Origin of the sequence: Parabacteroides hominis (genome assembly GCF_014287585.1) — a bacterium.
GTDB classification, from domain to species: Bacteria; Bacteroidota; Bacteroidia; order Bacteroidales; family Tannerellaceae; genus Parabacteroides; species Parabacteroides hominis.
Window position 1 is genome coordinate 1 of record NZ_JACOOJ010000048.1, and the last position, 19758, is coordinate 19758.

The 19758-nt window shown below is 51.3% G+C and carries 28 protein-coding genes and 1 pseudogene; 10 read left to right on the forward strand and 19 right to left on the reverse strand.

Annotation, left to right across the window (positions count from 1 at the left end):
• Window positions 1–1121 precede the first annotated feature (1121 nt).
• Genes H8S65_RS18610 through H8S65_RS18650 form a run of 9 tightly spaced genes read left to right on the forward strand, consistent with a single transcriptional unit; the run spans window position 1122 to window position 4773 of the window.
• On the forward strand, window positions 1122–1457 hold the full coding sequence (locus tag H8S65_RS18610; RefSeq protein ID WP_023056827.1) for a hypothetical protein: 336 nt from the start codon (window positions 1122–1124) through the stop codon (window positions 1455–1457).
• A gap of 7 nt (window positions 1458–1464) precedes the next feature.
• Entirely contained in the window at window positions 1465–1680 is a 216-nt protein-coding gene (locus tag H8S65_RS18615; protein ID WP_186931344.1) for a hypothetical protein, read from the forward strand.
• An 11-nt stretch (window positions 1681–1691) separates the two neighbouring features.
• On the forward strand, window positions 1692–1913 hold the full coding sequence (locus H8S65_RS18620; RefSeq protein ID WP_186931345.1) for a hypothetical protein: 222 nt from the start codon (window positions 1692–1694) through the stop codon (window positions 1911–1913).
• Between the two features lie 12 nt (window positions 1914–1925).
• Window positions 1926–2354: a PcfK-like family protein gene (locus H8S65_RS18625; RefSeq protein ID WP_186931346.1), complete on the forward strand. Its 429-nt coding sequence runs from the start codon at window positions 1926–1928 to the stop codon at window positions 2352–2354.
• Entirely contained in the window at window positions 2351–3634 is a 1284-nt protein-coding gene (locus tag H8S65_RS18630; protein ID WP_186931347.1) for a PcfJ domain-containing protein, read from the forward strand. The genes H8S65_RS18625 and H8S65_RS18630 overlap by 4 nt, the downstream gene beginning before the upstream one ends.
• Window positions 3635–3658: 24 nt before the next feature.
• Window positions 3659–3916: a DUF8466 domain-containing protein gene (locus tag H8S65_RS18635; protein WP_005867708.1), complete on the forward strand. Its 258-nt coding sequence runs from the start codon at window positions 3659–3661 to the stop codon at window positions 3914–3916.
• A 19-nt stretch (window positions 3917–3935) separates the two neighbouring features.
• The gene (locus H8S65_RS18640) at window positions 3936–4166 is read left to right on the forward strand and encodes a DUF3873 domain-containing protein (RefSeq protein ID WP_186931348.1); all 231 of its coding nucleotides are present in this window, start codon (window positions 3936–3938) and stop codon (window positions 4164–4166) included.
• Complete coding sequence (locus tag H8S65_RS18645; RefSeq protein ID WP_186931349.1) at window positions 4106–4411, forward strand: DUF6956 domain-containing protein; 306 nt, start codon at window positions 4106–4108, stop codon at window positions 4409–4411. Before H8S65_RS18640 ends, H8S65_RS18645 begins: the two co-directional genes overlap by 61 nt.
• A gap of 53 nt (window positions 4412–4464) precedes the next feature.
• Complete coding sequence (locus H8S65_RS18650) at window positions 4465–4773, forward strand: hypothetical protein (protein ID WP_008645427.1); 309 nt, start codon at window positions 4465–4467, stop codon at window positions 4771–4773.
• Between the two features lie 93 nt (window positions 4774–4866).
• Here H8S65_RS18650 and H8S65_RS18655 read toward each other — a convergent pair whose 3' ends face one another.
• The 19 genes and pseudogenes from H8S65_RS18655 to H8S65_RS18745 all read right to left on the reverse strand — a co-directional run bounded on the left by H8S65_RS18655 (window position 4867) and on the right by H8S65_RS18745 (window position 19253).
• A complete protein-coding gene (locus tag H8S65_RS18655; RefSeq protein WP_186931350.1) occupies window positions 4867–5514 on the reverse strand; it encodes a hypothetical protein in 648 nt (215 codons plus the stop codon).
• Window positions 5515–5613: 99 nt separating this feature from the next.
• Complete coding sequence (locus H8S65_RS18660; protein WP_186931351.1) at window positions 5614–6144, reverse strand: glycoside hydrolase family protein; 531 nt, start codon at window positions 6142–6144, stop codon at window positions 5614–5616.
• Window positions 6141–6653 (reverse strand): DUF3872 domain-containing protein, encoded by a 513-nt coding sequence (locus tag H8S65_RS18665; RefSeq protein WP_186931352.1) that lies wholly within the window; start codon window positions 6651–6653, stop codon window positions 6141–6143. Before H8S65_RS18665 ends, H8S65_RS18660 begins: the two co-directional genes overlap by 4 nt.
• Window positions 6654–6671: 18 nt before the next feature.
• Window positions 6672–7550 carry a DUF8464 domain-containing protein gene (locus tag H8S65_RS18670; protein WP_186931353.1) on the reverse strand — a complete coding sequence of 293 codons (879 nt, stop codon included), beginning with the start codon at window positions 7548–7550 and terminating at the stop codon, window positions 6672–6674.
• Window positions 7551–7558: 8 nt separating this feature from the next.
• Window positions 7559–8134, reverse strand: a complete 576-nt coding sequence (locus H8S65_RS18675) for a conjugal transfer protein TraO (protein WP_186931354.1) — start codon at window positions 8132–8134, stop codon at window positions 7559–7561.
• A 2-nt stretch (window positions 8135–8136) separates the two neighbouring features.
• Window positions 8137–9123 carry a conjugative transposon protein TraN gene (traN, locus tag H8S65_RS18680; RefSeq protein WP_172325052.1) on the reverse strand — a complete coding sequence of 329 codons (987 nt, stop codon included), beginning with the start codon at window positions 9121–9123 and terminating at the stop codon, window positions 8137–8139.
• A gap of 56 nt (window positions 9124–9179) precedes the next feature.
• Window positions 9180–10529, reverse strand: a complete 1350-nt coding sequence (traM, locus tag H8S65_RS18685) for a conjugative transposon protein TraM (protein ID WP_186931355.1) — start codon at window positions 10527–10529, stop codon at window positions 9180–9182.
• Window positions 10510–10818, reverse strand: coding sequence for a TraL conjugative transposon family protein (locus H8S65_RS18690; RefSeq protein ID WP_186931356.1), 309 nt, complete (start codon window positions 10816–10818; stop codon window positions 10510–10512). The genes traM and H8S65_RS18690 overlap by 20 nt, the downstream gene beginning before the upstream one ends.
• A 6-nt stretch (window positions 10819–10824) precedes the next feature.
• Window positions 10825–11448 carry a conjugative transposon protein TraK gene (traK, locus tag H8S65_RS18695; RefSeq protein WP_004308925.1) on the reverse strand — a complete coding sequence of 208 codons (624 nt, stop codon included), beginning with the start codon at window positions 11446–11448 and terminating at the stop codon, window positions 10825–10827.
• Between the two features lie 31 nt (window positions 11449–11479).
• Window positions 11480–12484, reverse strand: coding sequence for a conjugative transposon protein TraJ (gene traJ / locus H8S65_RS18700; RefSeq protein ID WP_186931357.1), 1005 nt, complete (start codon window positions 12482–12484; stop codon window positions 11480–11482).
• A 3-nt stretch (window positions 12485–12487) separates the two neighbouring features.
• Complete coding sequence (locus tag H8S65_RS18705; RefSeq protein WP_186931358.1) at window positions 12488–13117, reverse strand: DUF4141 domain-containing protein; 630 nt, start codon at window positions 13115–13117, stop codon at window positions 12488–12490.
• A gap of 30 nt (window positions 13118–13147) precedes the next feature.
• A complete protein-coding gene (locus H8S65_RS18710; RefSeq protein WP_186931359.1) occupies window positions 13148–13531 on the reverse strand; it encodes a DUF3876 domain-containing protein in 384 nt (127 codons plus the stop codon).
• A 34-nt stretch (window positions 13532–13565) separates the two neighbouring features.
• Window positions 13566–16067 (reverse strand): TraG family conjugative transposon ATPase, encoded by a 2502-nt coding sequence (locus H8S65_RS18715; protein WP_186931360.1) that lies wholly within the window; start codon window positions 16065–16067, stop codon window positions 13566–13568.
• A complete protein-coding gene (locus H8S65_RS18720) occupies window positions 16064–16396 on the reverse strand; it encodes a DUF4133 domain-containing protein (protein ID WP_007749041.1) in 333 nt (110 codons plus the stop codon). Before H8S65_RS18720 ends, H8S65_RS18715 begins: the two co-directional genes overlap by 4 nt.
• A gap of 10 nt (window positions 16397–16406) precedes the next feature.
• Entirely contained in the window at window positions 16407–16718 is a 312-nt protein-coding gene (locus H8S65_RS18725; RefSeq protein WP_007656423.1) for a DUF4134 domain-containing protein, read from the reverse strand.
• A 203-nt stretch (window positions 16719–16921) separates the two neighbouring features.
• Entirely contained in the window at window positions 16922–17659 is a 738-nt protein-coding gene (locus H8S65_RS18730) for a conjugal transfer protein TraD (RefSeq protein ID WP_186931361.1), read from the reverse strand.
• Window positions 17656–18021, reverse strand: a pseudogene (locus H8S65_RS18735) (DUF3408 domain-containing protein); the annotation flags it as partial. The gene H8S65_RS18730 and the pseudogene H8S65_RS18735, both read right to left, overlap by 4 nt.
• Window positions 18022–18042: 21 nt before the next feature.
• Window positions 18043–18492, reverse strand: a complete 450-nt coding sequence (locus tag H8S65_RS18740) for a DUF3408 domain-containing protein (protein ID WP_186931363.1) — start codon at window positions 18490–18492, stop codon at window positions 18043–18045.
• 5 nt (window positions 18493–18497) lie between these two features.
• Window positions 18498–19253, reverse strand: a complete 756-nt coding sequence (locus tag H8S65_RS18745; RefSeq protein ID WP_005867743.1) for a ParA family protein — start codon at window positions 19251–19253, stop codon at window positions 18498–18500.
• A gap of 146 nt (window positions 19254–19399) precedes the next feature.
• Here H8S65_RS18745 and H8S65_RS21345 point away from each other — a divergent pair, with 146 nt between their 5' ends.
• On the forward strand, window positions 19400–19621 hold the full coding sequence (locus H8S65_RS21345) for a hypothetical protein (protein ID WP_366498170.1): 222 nt from the start codon (window positions 19400–19402) through the stop codon (window positions 19619–19621).
• Window positions 19622–19758: the final 137 nt, after the last annotated feature.

Here is a 19758-nt window from a genome sequence, read left to right on the forward strand (position 1 = left end):
CGGGATGATTGGGAGCTATCTTTTCCGATAAACTAACCGGAAAAAGTACATTTTGGTTGGATGTTAACTCTTTAAATACTATCTTAGCCATTGCTATAATGTTTGTTTTTTTGCAACGGGAAGTTACGAAAAGAGTGTATTTTATTGGAAATGAGCGTATATTAATCGCTCATGATAGTAATAGGTTACGATTTAGTTAGTTATCTGCTGCATTATTCTTCTGCGCGTTGCGTAACCTTCAAAGAACTCTTCGTATGCAAAAGTAACAATAAAACGGGAGATTTTGATATGAATCTCCCTGATTTTTTCTATCTCATACAAGTTTTTCCGTAAAAGCGGCTTTATTCGTCGGCACACCATCGTACAAAAGGATTTTGAACGAACGTGTGCCGACTATCGCATAAGCGGAGAAAAGGGCTTTGCCTCACGCCTAAACAACAGTTTAGACTGATGAGGCAAGGCCCATTTCTTTTATGTTTATGCCAAAGAGGTGCTTTTACGGTTTTTCAGATGATTTTTCTTTTTCGCTGTTCCTTTGAGCCGGAAGCGGAAAGCCGTGTATGACCGCTTGTTCATAAATGGAACAAGCCGTCACCCACAGCAGGCAAACCGGGAAGAATGATTTTATTTGCCCGCCCCGACACGTCTGGCCGGACAGATAAAACCATACTTCCTTACAGGTGGTTTGCCCGGTTTCACGCTACCGGCTATGTTCTTTTTTTGTTGGGGACTTCCTTTGCTCACGGATTTCTCTTTTGAAGTTTTCTGTCTAATCTGCCTCTACTTCCGTTTACCTCCATTTTCGCGCCTTTCAGCGAGCCGCATCAGGTAGTCATTTTCGTTCTGGGCACAAAGGTAACTCCGGGATTTGACGGGAAAGCAAGGTCAAGCCTCCTGTTTTCGGGAAAAATCTCCAGCCCTTTGGGTAGTATTTTTCCCGAAAAACCTTGCATTCCCGAATCCCTACCTTTTTAAGCACCCGAAACGAAAACGACCGATGCGACAGAAAGACGCATTAAAAAAAATGTCGGATAAACGAGAGGCAGATAAGATAGTTTGAAACTCAACTCCCTCAGCTCTTGAATCCGCATTAAAAACAAAAAATCAAAAACAGAACGGATATGGGAACAACAATGGCAACAAAATTCGTGGCTTGGGAAGTGCCGACATTGGAAGCACTGAAAGGCAGTAAGGTTTACATTCTTCGTGAAAAACTGAACAACGGAGGACAGATGAACCGAGAGGAAAAGGATTGGCTTACACGCAACGTGAACAGCAACACCTATTTCAAGAGCGCAGTCCCCTTGCAAGGCTGGAGGTTTGACTTCTCCGATGTTCTCCGCACGTTTATCGTGTGCCAATACGGACATTGGACGGAATACAAGGCAACAGACAAGACAGGACTTCGCAGATACCTATACGGCAGGATAGACAACATTGTGGAACTTGAAAAATAGCGAAAATATGACGGCAACGGCAGACTTCAGACAAATGGCGCAATACATAGGGCTTGCGATATGCGCCTTAATCATGCGCACCACCTTTTGGGTATTCGGCATCCTTTGGGGCATCGTCAGAGAAATAGTAAACGGAGTGTTCCGAGTGGCGATAGGCATCATCGTGGCTATCCTTTCCACAATCGCCTTCTTCGGCTTCATCCTTTGGTTATTCACCCTTTAATCCTTACCGACATGGCAAAGAGAAACAGCAAGACGGCAGCGCAGCAATGCAGATACTACGAGGTGGACAACATATTCGAGTACATGGTGGAAACATACATCAACGGCAACATATCCGTGTTCCGTGAACTATACCACGAACTGAACAAGGACGCACGGAAGGACTTTATGGACTTCCTTTTGAACGAGGTGGAGCCGATTTATTGGAGAGAGATACTGAAACAGACAATCTAAAGCGACAGCGATATGAAAACAACAGACCATTTCAAGAGAACGATACAGATGTATTTGGAGCAACGTGCGGCGGAAGATGCGCTCTTTGCCAAGAACTACCGCAACCCTGCCAAGAACATAGACGATTGCGTGACCTACATTCTGAACTATGTGCAGAAAAGCGGTTGCAACGGCTTCACGGACGGGGAGATATACGGACAAGCCGTACACTACTATGACGAGAACGAGATAGAGGTGGGCAAGCCTATCCAATGCCAAGTAGCCGTGAACCATGTGGTGGAACTCACCGCAGAGGAAAAGGCGGAAGCACGTCAGAAGGCTATCCGACAATATCAAGAGGAGGAAGTCCGCAAGTTGCAGAACCGCAACAAACCGAGAACCGCCACCAAAGCGACCACCCAAGAAGTACAACAACCCTCATTATTTGATTTAGGCTTATGAAACCGAGAACACATATACAGCAGGAAGTCGCACATCTGAGCAAGCGACTACCGAGATTGACCGCCACGCAAAAGGCATACGCTTTCCGTCATTGCTTCAAGCACTACGCAATCAAGAGAGCGGACGGCACGAACATCTGTACCGAGTGCGGACATTCGTGGAAGAGCGACCACGACCTTGCAGACACCCTTTGCGGATGCACCTGCCCCCATTGCGGTATGCAGTTGGAAGAGTTGCGCACCCGAAAGAGCGTTTTCAACGACAATGAGTATTTCTCCATCGTTACGACCAGCAGGCAGTACCAAGTGATACGCTTCTTCTTCGTCAAGTCCCGATACAAGGCAGGGCAAGCAGCCGAGTATTCAATTTATGAAGTGGTGCAGAGGTGGATTTCACCCGATGGAAAGACAACGACCGTTGCCCGACTGCGTGGTATGTCAATGTTGTATTACGACCAATGGTCTGAATACAGCGACATGGAGGTACGCAAGCAAAACAAACTCCAAGCATACGATATTGCCCCAATATGCACCCATCCCCGACAGCGTTTCATCCCCGAACTGAAACGCAACGGCTTCAAGGGGAACTATCACAACACACTGCCGTATGACCTTTTCACGGCTATCCTTTCCGACAGCCGAGCCGAAACACTCTTGAAGGCAGGGCAATACGCCATGTTGCGCCACTATATCCGCAGTTCCTTTGACATGGGACGGTATTGGGCATCCGTTAAGATTTGCATCCGCAACGGCTACACCATTTCGGACGGCTCCGTATGGTGCGACACCATAGACCTCCTGCGTCATTTTGGCAAGGACACGAACAGCCCGAAGTACGTCTGCCCTACCGACCTCAAAGCGGAACACGACAAGTTGGTGAGAAAACGCAACCTGCAAAGGGAGCGTGAGCGGACGGAACAGCAACGGCAAAAGGCGATTGAGGACGAGAAGAACTATCTGAAAGCCAAAGGCATCTTCTTCGGACTTGTGTTCTCCGACAGCCTTATCTGCATCAAGGTCATAGAGAGCGTGGAGGAAATGGCAGAAGAAGGGCGGATGATGCACCATTGTGTGGGCGGTTATCACAACAAGGCAAACTCCCTTATCCTATCCGCCACCATTGACGGCAAACGGATTGAAACGATAGAAGTGTCACTGAAAACGCTGAAAGTGGTACAGAGCAGAGGGGTATGCAATTCCAATACCGAGTACCACGACCGCATCATCCGACTTGTGGAGAACAATGCCGGACTTATCCGTCAGCGGATGAACGCAGCATAATATCAACCTATAATAAAGAACAATATGGAAGTAAGATTTGAAAGCATGGTTTGCTTGTGGGACGATAAAATCCCCACGATGTTCCTTGAATTTATGAACCTCCTCACTTTTTGTCAGAGTGAGGAGCAGTTAAGGGCGGGTGTAAAAGACTTTTCCGAGAAGCACGAACTTGACAAGTTCTTCCTTTACGGCTTCGGCTCACACCATTTCTACCTGCACCAACGCTATACGAGTAACCCCGAAATGGTGATGCAGAACAGAGTTTTGTCAGTACATTTCTAACCACTTAAAAACAACGATTATGAGTACACGGATGACCATCAACGGAGTAAGCACCTGCACGAAAGCAGGGACAGAGAAATACGAGAAGTTCCAAACGGGTATCGGCAGACGCAAGCGGACACTTGTGCAATACGACTACCGCCACACGGACGGGGAATTATTCTCTTGTGTGAAACCCACGTTGGACGAGTGCCGAACCGCACGGGACAAGTGGCTGACGGCAAAAAGAGGAAAGGAGGACAAGCGATGAACGAAGCAGGCTACCAAACGCTGATAGTCAAGTTCAGCAAGCCCATCACGGAATTGGACGGCATCTTTGACGATGCCGAAGCGTGGGGAGTTGAAACCCTTAAAGGATGGGTAGAGGACTATGAGAGCAGTCGGTTTACCGCCATTGACACCCACACGGCAGTCATAACGAGCGAGTACAATATGGAGTGTGTGAAAACATGGTTGGAAAGGAACACCCCCATAGCCGAGAAAACAGAATTTTGAACATTCGGGCGGTGTCCGCACCGCCCGAACATAGCACCCAAAGAAGAATGAATATGATAGCAAAGACAATTTTGGAGCAGATAGGTGGCAGACGCTTTGCCGCCATGACGGGAAGCAAAGACTTCATAGACATGGGCAACGGCTTACGCATGAGCCTTGCGAGGAACAAGACGAGTGCCAACCGCCTTGACATCATCTATGATGCAGGGGCAGACCTCTACAATATGCGCTTCTACCGCAGGACGTTCAGCAAAAAGACATTCGAGTGCAAGACGAAGGACATTGAAACGCACGAGGGAATATATTGCGATATGCTGGAGGAAATGTTCACGATGGTGACGGGGCTTTACACCCGTTTTTGAGAGGTGGGCGGCGAAAGCCGCCCTACTTTCTTTCAGTGAGCATGATGGCGGACAAAGAAAGTAGCAAAGAAACCTTTGTCCCAATCTACGATGTTATTGCCTAATTTCTGACATATAAATTCGTTTGTATTCACTACTTTCTATTGGCTCTATATCGGTTATTTCAAATGAAGTTCCTCTCAAAAAATTGACTTGCGTTTCCTGACCATGATTATAAATCATGTATAGACAATGTGCTTGCGTTTCATTTTCAGGAAGAGTTTTTATAACATAAACATCACTTCTGTTTTGTTTCCAATCTTCGGTTGTTGTCGTAAGGCTATGGGAAGGTTGGTATATATCACCTACTTCAAAATTTGTTTTATCTCCAGTTTTAGTAAAACGATATAATATATTTCCGTTAAACTTAGGTGCTTTGTTTATTATACTGTTTAGTACAATTTGCATTTCGTGAACAATATCAGGCACTTCTCCATAATAATTGTCATCTCTAAATGCATACGATATATTACCAAGAAAACAGGCTAATATCATTTTTTCCACATCGGTTAGCCCATAGCGATTTTCCTTGTCAATGTTGTTGTGCTGAAAACTCTGAAAAGGTTTTTTACCCAAGAAACTCAAAGGGTCATATGAAAAGCCAAATTCTTCAAGTTCCTCATTCCAAACTAATTCCGGCTCAGCTTGTGAGGATGCTAAATACTTTTCTTCTTCCGATAAGAAATATTGAATATCTTTCATTTTATCTCTAAATTACTAACAACAAAGGTAATTGTTTTATTTGAAACAATGGCATTTAAGTTCTTAGAATAACCAGAACTTAAATGCCATTGAAATCTATTACGGGATATACAGCAGTGCAAACTCCGCCTTTCTCCGTTTGAGCAGCATGGCGTGCCGTTTTCCCTTGAAGTTGCAGAAAGCGATATACTCCCGATAAATGTTTCTGTCACCCGCCTCCAGCTTTCGGATCAGCGTACTTTTGGGTATCTTTCCGCTTCCCAAGAGCCGATACGGACCGACATTGTATGCAAGGGTGGCAAGCAAGAGCGAATCCTTCCCGAACTGCCGGAACATCGCGCAGAACTTCCGCAGGTCTTTCCGCAGAAGCACGTCCGCCTGCCGCTTCGTCATGGTGCGTGCCGAATACCTTTCGCCCGGTAACAACTTATGCCCATATTCCACATACGGGTGATGTTTCTCCGAGTGCCAACCCTCAAAATATTTAGTGCATCGCACCGCCCTCTCAAATGGTGGCAGCCGGTAGATAGCCGCCTGCCGCCCGTCCGTTCCCTCATGGCGGCTGTCCCGTGCGGACACGGAACAGACCGCCAAAAACGAACAAAGGATAGCCATGAATACACGCATCATCGTGTAAGGGACTTGAAGTTGCCGATGGGAATAACTGAAATAACCCCGTCATTCTTCACGTTACGGTTGTTGAAATCAAATTCCAACTCGTAGGAGTTGCCGAAGTTGTCCTCCACCACCACGATGAAGTTGTGTGCCTCGTCACCCTCTGCCGTGTAATACAGTCGGAACTTTTCGTTTTCGAGCAGGTAGCGGTCGTTGGGCAGGAACGTGATTCCGTTGTCCATTTTCAGCGTACCTTCTCCCTCGAACTGGAAATACCGGATGGTATAGAGTGTGTTGGCGAAGTCACCCGTCTTTTTCAATTCACAGCGGATTTCCACCGTCTGTCCCTTCGTTACCTTGTTCGGCACGGGCATGGTTTCCACCGTGAAGGGATAGGATTGCTGGATGTCCATGTCATCGTCACACGACACGAGCGTGAGCGACACAGCGGCGAACAGGCAGAGTGCCAACGCCTTGAAGATTGATGTTCTCTTGTTCTTGTTTTTGTTGTTCAGTATGTTCATTGTCCTTTGATTTTTAAGTTATTGTTCTTTTTTCGTTGTCAGTTGCAGATACTCGTTCAAGTCCTTGCAACCATCATAGAGGGCGGAACGGTCATAGATACGTTCCCCATAATGTCCTTTCAGCGTTTTCAACGTGCGCCGTCCGGCTGCGTCATGGTCGAGATAACAGTCTATGCACCCGTAGCCGTCCAAATGCTTCATTGCCTTTTCCACGTTGGCAACAGAGTTCAATACGAGGCAGTCACCCTTTTCCAATCCGAGCGTGGCAGCGGAAAGGAAGTCCATGAAGCCCTCAAAGACGTTACACACGTCAGCCGGAGAACCTTCCGCCTTGACCAGCGTCACATCCTTCGGCGGCACGCATCCCTTGAAGAAGCGGCTGCGGATTTCAAAACCACCCGCCACGTTCGGAAAACCGACGGCGAAATACCGCTTGCCACGCACTCCGTAATTCAGTCGGCAACAATACCGGGATGCAATGCCGTAAGGGATGCCCCGTTCCGCCAGATAGTCCGTCAGTGGAGAACGAAACAGCGGGACGGCTTCCACTCCCTCAAAGGCAGGTTCTGACGGTTTAGGCAGGAAAGTCGGTCTGCTCACTTCGGGAACAGGCATAGGTATATTGGCGGTTTCTGCTATGAATTTCACTTGCTCCATGAAGTCGTTGCTTCCGATAAACTCCCCCGCAAGCGTGAATATGTCGCCACCTTTGCCCAGTCCGAAGTCGTACCAGAGCTGTTTTGCCACGTTCACACGGAAAGATGGCGTGCGCTCATTGCGGTATGGCGCACGATACCACAGCTCGTTGCCGCTTCTTCGGACAGGCTCATGTCCCAGCCGTGCGAGGAAGTCCGCAAGGGGTATATGCCTCATGGCGTCGATTTCCGTCCGTTCCATGCGGTGCGTCAGTTTATGATGAACTTGATACCCACGCCCCATTGCGTATGAAACTTTCTCGTGTCGCCACCCCACAGGCAACGTTCCCGGAGGTTGGCAAGCAGGGCGATACGGTCTGCCACATAAAACTCCACATCGAGCGTCAGCGCACCACCGTAGATGAAAGCGTCTCGGTCATGGAGCGTGGAGCCGTCATGCAGCACCTTATCGCCCCAGTTCACCGATTCATATCCGGCAAGAGCCGAAGCCCCTGCATAGACGAACACGATTTTACGCGCATCGGAGAGTATCTTGAAGTAGTATCCGCCCTCCGCCGTGAACTGTGCCACGGGTATCTTCCCGTCCTTGTAAGGGTTGTTCTTCAACAGGTACTCGCCGCCGAACACCCATTTGTTTCCGCCTTTGGTATAAGTGGAAAGAGCCGCCCCGAAGCTGTACCCGCCGTCGTTGCCGCCGGGATTGAAGCCGTCCGCCATGTTCGCCCTGACCTCGATGCCCTGCATCTTCGGCAGGCATCGCTGGGCGTGCGCCTGCCCCGTACACAGGGCAAGCGACGCGATGATTATTGCGATGTACTTTCTCATGGTCAGCGTACTTGAAGTTCGTTGATGGTATTGGCACGTACCAAGTCCTCGTTCTCAATCACGAAAGACTGATGGCGACCTCCGTTCTTCTCGTTGAGTTCCACTACGAGGCACTTGTCGTCGGGGATGGTGAACTTCGCCATCGTGAATACCGTGCGCTCGCTCTTCTTGCCCGGCACGCAGGTGGCGTAGTTCTGCGCACGGAGCGGCAGGATGATCTGCTCCTGCACGGCGGTACGCTTCGCCACCTTCTTGTCCACGATTTTCCATGTGATGTAGTCCACATCGAAAGGCACGTTGCTCTGGTTCTTGATTTCCGTGTGGAAATAGAGCAAACCGTTATGCGTGTAGATACCTTTCAATAGGTACTGGATACCGAATCGCTTGCAGCCGATGTGCTTCACCTCGCGCTTGTTCTGCTTGTGGATGGACTTCATGATAAGGCGCACCAGCATCGGGCTTTCGCTGCCCAGCTCCTTCAGATAGATTTCCTGCGCGTTGTTCGGGCGGTTCACCTTCTCGCCGTCATGGATGAAGTCGCACATCTCCACGTTAAGCAGCAGCGGTTCGGAGGCGTACTTCACGTTAAAAGTATAGAAACTCCCGTCCTCCGTTATCACGGACATATTGGTTTCGTTCGGGAAGTTCCTCACGGTAGCCTTTACGCGGATGACATTCTCCGCTCCGTCGGCTTTGCCCGCAATCAGGTCGGGCGAGCCTAAATCGACGTAGCGCACTTCCGAAGGGAAAATGACGTGGACGGTCTTGTCGTAGGTCACTTCCAAGCCGTGCGGAGGAACCATGCGGTCGAAGGTCAGCTTCTTTGTCAGACCGTGATACAGGTCGCCGTCCGCCTCCTTCTGCGGATAGACCTCCTTTGTCAAAGTCGGTTGTTCACTTACGTTGTCCGTTCCAACGGTTACGTTCTCCTGCGCGTTGGCAGTTACGATGCCCATAGCGAGGGCAAGCATGATGATTACTTTTTTCATTTTACTTTGGATTTTAGTGGTAAATAAAAAATGGTTTGTTATTACTTTTTCTGTTTTCAATCTCTGTCCTGATAAAGCATGACCTTGTATCCGGATTTCAGATGCACCTTGACGGTACGCATATTCTTGGCTATATACTGGCTCGTGCCCTGTATCAGCCCCTTGCCCAAGTCGGAGGCGAGCTGTGCCCCGGCGTTGGTGGAGATATTGATGCTGCTGCCCAGCGAGCCGCCCATGTTGGCGGCAACCTCCCTGACGGCATTCATTTCCATCGAGTTAGGAATGAAGATGCCGGGCTGTCCGTCCGTGTCATACACCGCCAGTTCTACCGGTATAATCGTACCTGCGTACTCCAGCGAAGTAATTTCAATATCGAGCCGTTCGCCCTGAATCTTTGCCGTGCCGACCACCACTGCATTGCGGGGTATGATTTTGTCCGCTACCGCCATCGGCTCCAGCAACCGAAGTTTGACAGCCTGCCCGTCCGTCACACTCTGCGCCCCATAGACACACGCCGATATGGTGTTCTTGTCCGATACGGTCGTGACACCCACCGCCGTATTGAAACTGCGGTTACGCTCCTGCGCGAAGGAGGCGACAAATTCAGAGTTGCTCATCGGCTGCGAGAGCGAGGATACCACCTGATGCGCCACCTGCCTGACAGGTGCAGCCGTGTTCTTTCCGGCTTTCTGCACGGGGTAAGGCTCTGCCGCCTGTCCGACAGGTGGCTGTGTACCGTTCTGACCGCCCATGTACTTCGCCGCCAGTTCGTAGGACTTCTCCATGAGTGCCACTTGGTCATCCATAGCGGACGCCTTGCCTTTCTCACTCTCCAGTTCCGATTCCAGCGAGGCGATACGCTCCAACAATTCGTCCATATCCGCGTTGTCGTTCTTCGGCTGTTCGTAGAAGTTACCGAGCGTGGCATTGAGGTCACGGTAGGCGGCTGCGGAGGATTGGATGGTCTTCGGAGCGGACTTCACGTTCTCTTCCGTGCCTCCGGGATTGGCAAGGTCGAAGTCCCTGCCGCCGTCCGTTTCCGCCACCTCGCGGTCGAACATATCGCCCAGTTCCTGCATGGCGCGGCTGCGGTTCTCCTGCCGTTCCTCCATCGCCCCCTGCTCGTAGGCTTTCGCCTTGTCGCCGATGATCTGACGGTTCGCCTTGTCAGCGTCGGGCATCTCGATGTTGTAACCACCCGTTCCCGGCTGCTGCTCCTTGTCGGAAGACGAGGCGAATATCAGCCACATCGCCCCGATAAATACCAGCACCATAGCGGGCAGCACTATCATTTTCTGACGTTTCAGCCTTTGGGCTTCGGTCAGCGGCTTGCGCTCCTTCTTCGGTTTCCCGTTGTCGGAAGCCGCCTTGTTCTCGTTTTTAGGTTCATTCTTCGTCTGTTCCATATAAATAAGGTATTACATTATGATTGTTGTCCGGCTTTACGGACAGTTCCACCTGTCCGGCATGGTCTGTTACTATCCGGCTGCCGTCATTCCTGCCGATGTCATAGACGGCTTTGCCGAAGGTGTAGAGGGCAAGCACCGCGAAGGCGGCGAGCATCGCCAGCACGATGCGTTTGCGTGTCTTCGGAGGCAAACCGTCCAGATAGCCTTTGAGCCTTGCCACCAGCATTTTCTTTTTGTCGTGGAGCTTCCAGTACGCACGCCAAAATGATTTTTTGATTTTCTTCATATCCGTTTACCTTTTGATGGTTTGTAAATCCTTGTTCTCGATGATGGTGAATCCCTCGATGGTGAAACCGTTGGGATTGTCGTCCGAACGGGACGAGTTCAAGAGGCGGCACGTGGTCACGAGGCTGCGCTCGGTAACGTTGCTCTGCCGGATGATTTTCTGCGTGGCATAGGTTACGGCACGGTAGGGATAGCCGTTGAAGTCGCACACCACGCTGTCCACCTTCAGCACTTGGTTGATGTTTCCGGCGATGATGCGGTTGTAGTACCCCTTCTCGGCAAAGTCCGAATAGTAGTTGTACACGCTTTTGTCCGCTAATAGCAGGGCGCGTTTCACGTTATGTTCTATCGCGCTCTTTTCGGGCGAGAGCGTGAAGAACAGCTCGTGGAAGCGGCGCACGTGTTCCCTTGCCTCCGCCGGACGGTTCTGCGACAAGTCCTGCGAAAGAGCCAGCATCAGCGACTTGCCGTTGTCCAGCACGTAAATCTTTTCCCGTTGCCGCTCCGCGAAGCGGTAGGAACTCCATACGCTCCATACCGTTATCACGGCGCACAGCGAGAGGAAGACGATACCGAACAGGCGTATCTGCCTGAACGATGATTCGATGTTCTTGAGTGACTTGAATTCCATTGTTGTTTATTCGTTTTTAATTGTCAGTTGATTATTTCAGCAGTTTCCCGGCACGTCCGACCACGTTTCCTGCGGCTGCACCCGCCACGCTGCCCGCCATGCCTCCGGCTCGTCCTGCCGTCTGGTTCACGTTGCGGCCGTAGCTTCCCATGCCTCCGGCTTGGATAATCCAGCCCGCTACCGTGGGGATGGTGAAGTAGCCGATGATGCCGATTATCATGAAGACGATATAGACCCCGTCGCTCGAATCCAGCGAGAAGTTCGGGTCAGCCTGCATCCGTTCGATATCGCTTTGCAGCATCAGTACCTGTATCTTCGCCAGTATGGTGCTGAACATATCCGACACGGGCAGCCACAGATAGACCTGAATGTATCGGCATATCCACTGCGTGAGCGTGCTTTGGAAGCCGTCCCACACCGATATGGCGAAGGCTATCGGACCGAGTATCGCCAGCACCACGAGGAAGAACGTGCGGATGGTGTCTATCACGAGGGCGGCGGCTTGGAACATCAGTTCCAGTATCTCGCGGAAGAAGTCGCGGATGCCCTTCTTCATGTTGTACATCCCGCGCTCGATATACATCCCCGCCATTGTCACCATGTCGCCGGGGGACCAGCCCAGTTCCTCCAGCTGTTTGTCAAACTCCTCGTTCGACACGAGGTAGGCGGTTTCGGGGTTACGCATCATCGCCTCGTATTCCAGCTTGTCCTTCTGCTCACGGTATCGGTTCATGTCCAACGTTTCCGCCTCCAGCATCTTTGCCGTACCCTGCACGACGGGCGACATGATGCTGTTTATCGTACCTAATACTACCGTCGGAAAGAACATGATGCACAGACCGATGGCGAACGGGCGGAGCATGGGAAACACGTCTATCGGTTCGGCTCTCGCCAGCGACTGCCACACCCGGTAGGCAACGTAGAACAATGCACCCAGCCCGGCGATGCCTTTCGCCACGCCCGCCATGTCCCCGCATAGCGGCATCATCTGCTCGTAGAGCGAGCGCAGAATCTGGTGAAGGTTATCGAAATTCATAGGCTACCAGTATCTTTCGTTCATGTTCCCGTACAGCCCCATGATGCGGTCGAGGTCGTTCTTCTTCTTTGCCCGCAGGTAACTGACGCTGATGTTCTTGTTAGTGTAGTAGCTCACAAGGTTGCGGTAACGTTTCATCTTGGAATAGCAGCGTTCCACCACGTCCATGCGCTCCTTGTCCGTCATGGAGAGCGTGGTGATGTTCACCACGTTCTTCAGCTCCGTCAGCACGTCATTGGATTCCTCCAACAGCTTGGCGTAGCCGAAGGCGATGGCTCCCAGTTCTTCCACCGTGAAGTTGTCGTCACGCATCATCCTCTGGAAGCTGGTCACATAGGTGTCGGTGATGTCACCCACCATCAGGATGGTCTGCTGCACCTTCCGGGCGTCCTTTACCAGATTGTTCACGGATTTGAGTGCGTCGTAATACTTCTTGCCCTGCTCGTAAATCTTCACTGTCTCTTGAAAATTTTTTATCATATTCTGGGCGGTCGTGGAAGTATGTACCACGTTCTTGGAGGTGTTCACGATGCTCTGCGCGATATTGGACGGGTCTATCACCGCCCACTGTGCGCTTGCCCTGCCGACAGCAAACAGGCACAGGCAAATAATAAGTGTTATTCTTGTTCTCATGTTACTTTGGATTTTAGTGGATTTCATTATTTATTGCTCGTTTATCGGATGGTCCGGTTTCGGGTTCACGCGCACATAGTCCCCGTTGGGCGAGAATGTCAGGATGTCCGTCGCCTCGTTGTAGGACACGTCGATACGGAATCCGGTGTTCATGAACAGGTTGCCGTTCTCCTCCTGCAAGAGATAGGTTTCCGGCTTCAGCTTGCGGCGCAGACCGCTCCGCTTGAACACCGTCACCTTGTAGGCTTCGCCCTCCTTGTAGATAAGCACGTCGGGGTTTCCTTCCACGCTTTCCCAGTTTCCGCAAAGCAGGTCACGGCGGTTGTCCGCTACATCGCAGGATTGCAGCACCATGACCGCCAGCCCGATTAAACACTTGCTGACTTGCAGCATTTTCGTTCTTGATATACTCATACGCATTTTCTTTTTTTAATTGATGAATCTGTTTTTACTTATTCCTTCGTCTTTCGGCAAGCTGCCGGATGGCAGCTTCGATGTCGCCGCCCAGCTGCTCCGCCAGACGGTAAACCTCCACCTTCTCCGTTTCTTCGGTGGTGTACGCCAGATACTCTTCAGCACTAACTTCGGTGGCATAGACCGCCGACTGCGTGCCGCCCAGTCCTATCCACACTTCTTTGTAGAGCCTTGATGGATTGTTTGCCATGTTGATGGAGAGTATCTGCGACTTCTCCTTCTCCGTCAGACCCAACAGGGACTGTATGGCATCAAACTTGTTCATGTACTTCCGCTGGTCGAGGAGTATCTTGCAGTCGGAGTTATTGATGATGCTCTCCTTGACCACGGGCGAGGAAATGATGTCGTCCACCTCCTGCGTCACCACGATTGCCTCACCGTAATACTTGCGCACGGTTTTGTACATATAGCGAAGATACTCAGCCATGTTCGCCGAAGAGAGAGCCTTCCAAGCCTCTTCCACTATCAGTTGTTTGCGCACGCCTTTCAGACGGCGCATCTTGTTGATGAAGGCTTCCATAATGATGATGGTCACCACCGGGAAAAGCTCGCGGTTTTCCTTTATCGAATCAATCTCAAAGACGATGAACCGCTTGCCGAGCAGGTCGATGTTCTCCGTGGAGTTGAGCAGGAAGTCGTAGCGTCCGCCCCGGTAATACTGCCGCATGGTGGTGAGCATATTGTCGATGTTGAAGTCTGACTTCTCCACCTTTATCTCACGTTCCGCCAACTCCCTTCGGTAGTCGTCACGCATATACTCGTAGAAGGTGTTGAACGAGGGGACGATGCTCCGGTCAGCCCGGATGCGCTCAATATAGGCGTTCACCGCACTGCCCAGTTCGCCGCTTTCCGTCTTCGTCACTTTGTCGTCCTCCGACTTCCAGAGCGTCAGCAGCAATGTCTTGATGCTGTCCTTCTTCTCCACGTCGAACACGTAATCATCGGTGTAGAACGGGTTGAACGAAATCGGTTTCTCCTCCGTGTAGGTGAAGTACACGCCGTCCGCCCCGTTTGTCTTGCGCCGGATCATCTCGCACAAGCCCTGATAGGAGTTTCCCGTGTCCACCAGCACCACGTGCGTACCCTGCTCGTAGTATTGCCTCACGAGGTGGTTCATAAAGAAGGATTTGCCGCTGCCCGAAGGACCCAACACGAACTTGTTGCGGTTGGTCGTGACGCCCCGCTTCATCGGCAGGTCGCTGATGTCGAGGTGCAACGGTTTTCCCGTAAGCCTGTCCACCATCTTGATGCCGAAGGGCGAGAGTGAACTGCGGTAGTTGGTTTCCTCCGTGAAGAGGCACACCGCCTGCTCGATGAATGTATGGAAACTCTCTTCCGCCGGGAAGTCCGCCGCGTTGCCGGGCATCGCCGCCCAGTAGAGCGTCGGGCAGTCGATGGTGTTGTGGCGCGGCACGCACTCCATGTTTGCCAGCTGGCTGCCCACATCGTTCTTGATATGTTTCAGTTCCTCCGCATCGTCGCTCCACGCCATGACGTTGAAATGCGCCCGTACCGAGGTCAGCCCGTAGGAATGGGCTTCGTTCAGGTACTGGTCTATCCACTCGCGGTTGATGCTGTTGCTCCGGCTGTATCGGGAGAGCGACTGCATATTTCTCGCGGACTTCTCGAACTTCTGCAAATTTTCCTCGCTGTTGTCGATAATCACATACTGGTTGTAGATGTGGTTGCAGGAGAGCAGCAGCCCCACGGGGGAGGCGAAGGAAAGGCGGCAGTCCGAGCGGTCGGTGGAAAGTTTTTCGTACCGGATGTCGGTAGCCACCTTTCCGGGCATATCCTCCGCGTCGGAGAGTGTATGCAGGCACAGGCGGTTGTCGCCGATGCGCATTTCTCTTGCCGAGAGGTCGATGTCCTGCAAGGTCGTGTCGCCTTCGGGCATGAGCGAGAAATAACGCTCTATCAGCCCCGTCTTTTCTTCCGTGCCTACAATCTCATCGGTGGAGAGGCGACGCAGCCTGACAAAGCCGCTGTCGTTCATGATGCGCTCGAACTGTTCGGCGGCCTCCATGAACTTCCCGGCGGTCTCCCTGTCCAGCTCCTTCGGGATGATATGCCCACGGCACAGCGTGCTGAAGTTGCTCTGCATCCGGTTACGCTCCTTCGTCGTCTTGGTCAGGTAGAGGTAGCAGGTGTGTTTCAGGTACGGACGCTCATTGAAGTGACGCTCGAAACTCCGTGAGAGAAAACTCATGTCGTCCTTCTCCAGTTCCGGTTTGTAGCGTTCCTTGATGAACCAGTCCTGCTTATGCACGACGGAGAAGTCCGGCAGCACCTTGATAGCCTTGCACCAGCAGCCGTGTATCGCCTCGTACTCCGCGCCCGTCACGGTGTAAAGCTCCGGCAGCTCCACCTCGAAAGCCACCGTGATGTCGGCGTCTTTGGAAATGATGCAGCCATGCTCCACCGCCAGCAGCGGGAACTTGTTTTCCAGTGTAGTCATTTTGGATGTATTTCTCATGTCGTTTCTTCCTTTCGTTGCCGTTTGAATAATCGGGTGATCCGCCGCCGGTTGATAAGGTATCGGGGATGGCTCCTTGCCGCTCCCAATTTCATCAGCCCGTGTTCGCCGTACCGGGCGTTCAGCGCGAAGGTCTGCCATACGAGGACGGAAGACGATGCCGCGCCGAAGCCGATACATATCCACTGGTCGATGCCGACCATGTAGAGGATGACGAACAGGACGAAGAGAGCCAGCAGACCTCCGCAGAAGATGAAGAGGTACTGAGCCTTTAGACCCTTGAACTCGACCGGACGGCCAATACCCTTGTTTATCGGGTATTCAGCCATACATTGTTTATTAAAGGAAGAATGAGCGCAGGATAGTCGCAGCTACAATTAAAAAAATGCACGCGCCGAACCACGAGGCGGCAGTCTTCGAGGTGTCCGGGTCGCCGGACGAAAACTTGCCATAGACTTTCACGCCGCCGATAAGACCGACTACCGCGCCGATGGCGTAAATTAATTTCGTGCCGGGGTCAAAATACGAACTCACCATAGAGGTGGCTTCGTTGATGCCTGCCAGACCGTTTCCCTGTGCGAAAGCGGAGGCGGTTGCGGCAATCATGAGTGCCGCAGAGATGATGAACTTTTGTCTGATGTTCTTGTTCATAAACTGTTCTTGTTTTGTGCCGTCCAAAGGGTGGATAGTCCTTTTTCGGGCGGTTGATACTTGATTACTTTACTTTGGTTTTAGTGGTAGCCCGTTTGTTTCCACGGACTTGGGTGTGTCCGTTGCGGATTGGCTGTACCTTGTACTACCGTGCGCATGGTGTGATACCGTCTTACGTTTTCATTTCCATTCTTTTTTAGCCGTTATACATAGTTTCGGAAGTCGAACTCCTCGATGTTGTCGGGAATCACGAACACCTTTTCCTTTTGTTGTGTCACGGTCATGTTCACCGCGTCCACGAAAACAGCCATCGCCTTTGCAAGCCTATCGCTCATTGCCTCATCGGTCAGGCGTTCTGTTATTCTTGTGAAAAGTTCTGTCCCGTCCAGTTCCGTCATGACCTTTCCGGCGTGTCGCATTTCCTCATCGGACGGTGAATCTTTCCGAATGGCGCGTACTGCCATGTCAATATCCTCGAAACTGCTTCCCGAAGCCTGCTTTTTATCCGGTTCTTCGTCCTCCGACTCATCCTCTCCGTATTCCAGTTCCGAAGGCGGGATGCTCGTGAAGGTTTCATCGAGTTTTTCCTCCGGGACTTGTGCCGGATGGGACACGGTTTCCATGTTTCCGTCGTCAAAAGTAGCCTCTTCCTCCGACAGCTCAATGCCTTTTTCCGAAATGGCGGCTTCTTGCGTCGGTATGGCAGCGGTTGTCTGGGTCGGAGCCATTTTGAAACGGCTTTTGCCGATGATGTCCGGTGTGTCTGTGGGCGGTGCTTCCTTTGCCTCCGGCTTTGCCGCCGTACTGTCCAATGACCTCCACAGACCGGCAATGTGTCGGAAGAAACGGACAAGTTTCGTTTCCATGATACGGTCATAAAACAGCAGGATCAGGAACCACACGTTGCAGGCTACCGATACGATTAGAAACACCTTTGTCATAGTCTTACTTTTTGGGCGTTTTCAATCTGTTCCATGTACTGCGCCCCGTACTCCCGGAAATGGTCACGGAGGATGTTGTCCACGAACTTGCCGATGCTCAGTTTTTTCCCCATACGGCTGACAACGACGGCAACTTTCTCATGGACCTCGCGGCTGATGTATATACATTGCCGTGTGTTGATCTCCGATGCTTCCAAGAAAACAGAGAGTGGCTTACCCCTGCCTTCATCTTTGCGGAAATCTCTGCCGGTCTTTTCCTGACCGTATCCGTTTGCACACTTTGCTGCATTGGCAGCGGTTCTTTCACTCTTCCCTGTTTGCAGATACTCAGCCTGACGGTTCTTCTTTGTTCTTTTCATACTTCTTTTTTGTTTATTGGGTGTTTATAGGTTATAGGATTCCATGTGCCGTTTGAACGATTCGGATATCTCGTCTTGGAACAGCGTGAAATGGTGTGTCAGCACGTTGTCAAGAAAAGCCGCGATAGTCACCTCGTTGCCTCCGATTACATGAAGCATCTTCTGTATGCGGTCGTGGTATTCCTTGCGGATATATACTTGTTTGCCGAGTCTTGCCGTGACGTTGGACCCGCATATGAATACGGTGTCATAATCCAATTTTTCCGGCTTGCTGTTCCTGCGCCTGCGTTCCGGCTCCTCTTTGGAATGCGAGGCAGGTGGAGAAACGGCTTCCTGTATCGCTTCTTTCGGAGGTGGGGAAGGAGCGTTTCCGTCCGTGCTTCTCGCTTCCGGCGGAATGCTTGTATCGTCCAGTCGAAAAGAGTTAATTACGGCTTCGCTGTCGATGTCCTCGATTCTTGTTTTCTTTGCCATGACATTCAGTTTTTAATGATGCCGAGAATCTCATCGACGAGTTTGTCGAGGTTGCTGCCGCGTACCAGTATTTTGTCCGCCGGAAACGCCGTGGAGCGGAATACCGCCTTGCGTTCTGCCGCCGTCTCCTTGCGGAAACGCTTGCTGTCCGGCAGATGTGTTTCCAGAATGGGCAGGGCGAACTCGGCACATACCTTGTCGTATGCCTTGTAAAGTTCCGTCTTTTCGCGCCCGTCCACCATGTTCCACACGAGGTAAATCCCTTTGATGCCGGACTTGCCCGTGCTTATCATCTGTTCGTTGATAACGGTGGCGAACTTGATGGAACTCTCCATCACCACACGGTCGGCGATGATGGGCGTGAAGATGTAGTCCATTTTGGAAATGGTCTGCACCACATCGGCATTGTTGATGGTTCCCGGCAGGTCGAAGAACACGAAATCAAGGTCGGGCTGCGCTGCCACCAGATTTTCGGCGGTCTTTACCGCATCTTCCGCACGGCTGCATCTGATGGTGTACGGGTTCTTCTTCAGCCGTTTGAGCTGCTCATACGCCATCACCTTGTAATGCCCGTCCTCCATGACGGCTTTCATGTCGCGCTTGCGCATGTCATGGATACTGTACTGCGGAAAATCGCAGTCCACCACGGCTACGTTGTAGCCTTTCACATAGTGCAGGTAGCTTGCTACAAGCACCGTCAGGGTTGTCTTACCCGCTCCACCTTTCTGCGTGGAGATTGCCACATAAGTTGCTTCTTTCATTTGTTTGATAATTTATTTGGTTATACATCTGTCCGGTGGCGGTAGCGTATTGCCATTAGTACGTACGCACGCACTCCCATTCATTTATTTATTCACTCCTTAATCCGGCTGTGCCTGCGGGTATTCATCGGTTTGTCCAACCGTCCATGCTTTTATCCGTCCGCACGGACGTGTGCTTGGAAAACTATCTGTATACATACACCTGTTTTCAACCGTTTGGATTGATGCCCGGATTGGTGTCCGAACATCTGGTTGAAGGAGTGTATTTTCAGTCCCACATCCGAATCACGCTGCAAATAAACAATGATATTTTTGAATCCGTATCACTTCTCCGGCAAGTGGCAGCACGTTGCGCCGGTTGGCACTGATTGTCCGGGTCAAGCCTCTGTCCGATACCGCGTTAAGGGCGTAACTTTGCACCCGAACGGCAGGGTTCGCCGCAGGTGGCGCAGCCCGGAGTTTGAAAGGCATTCCCCCAATCCGTCCCCGACGGATTTTTATGTTC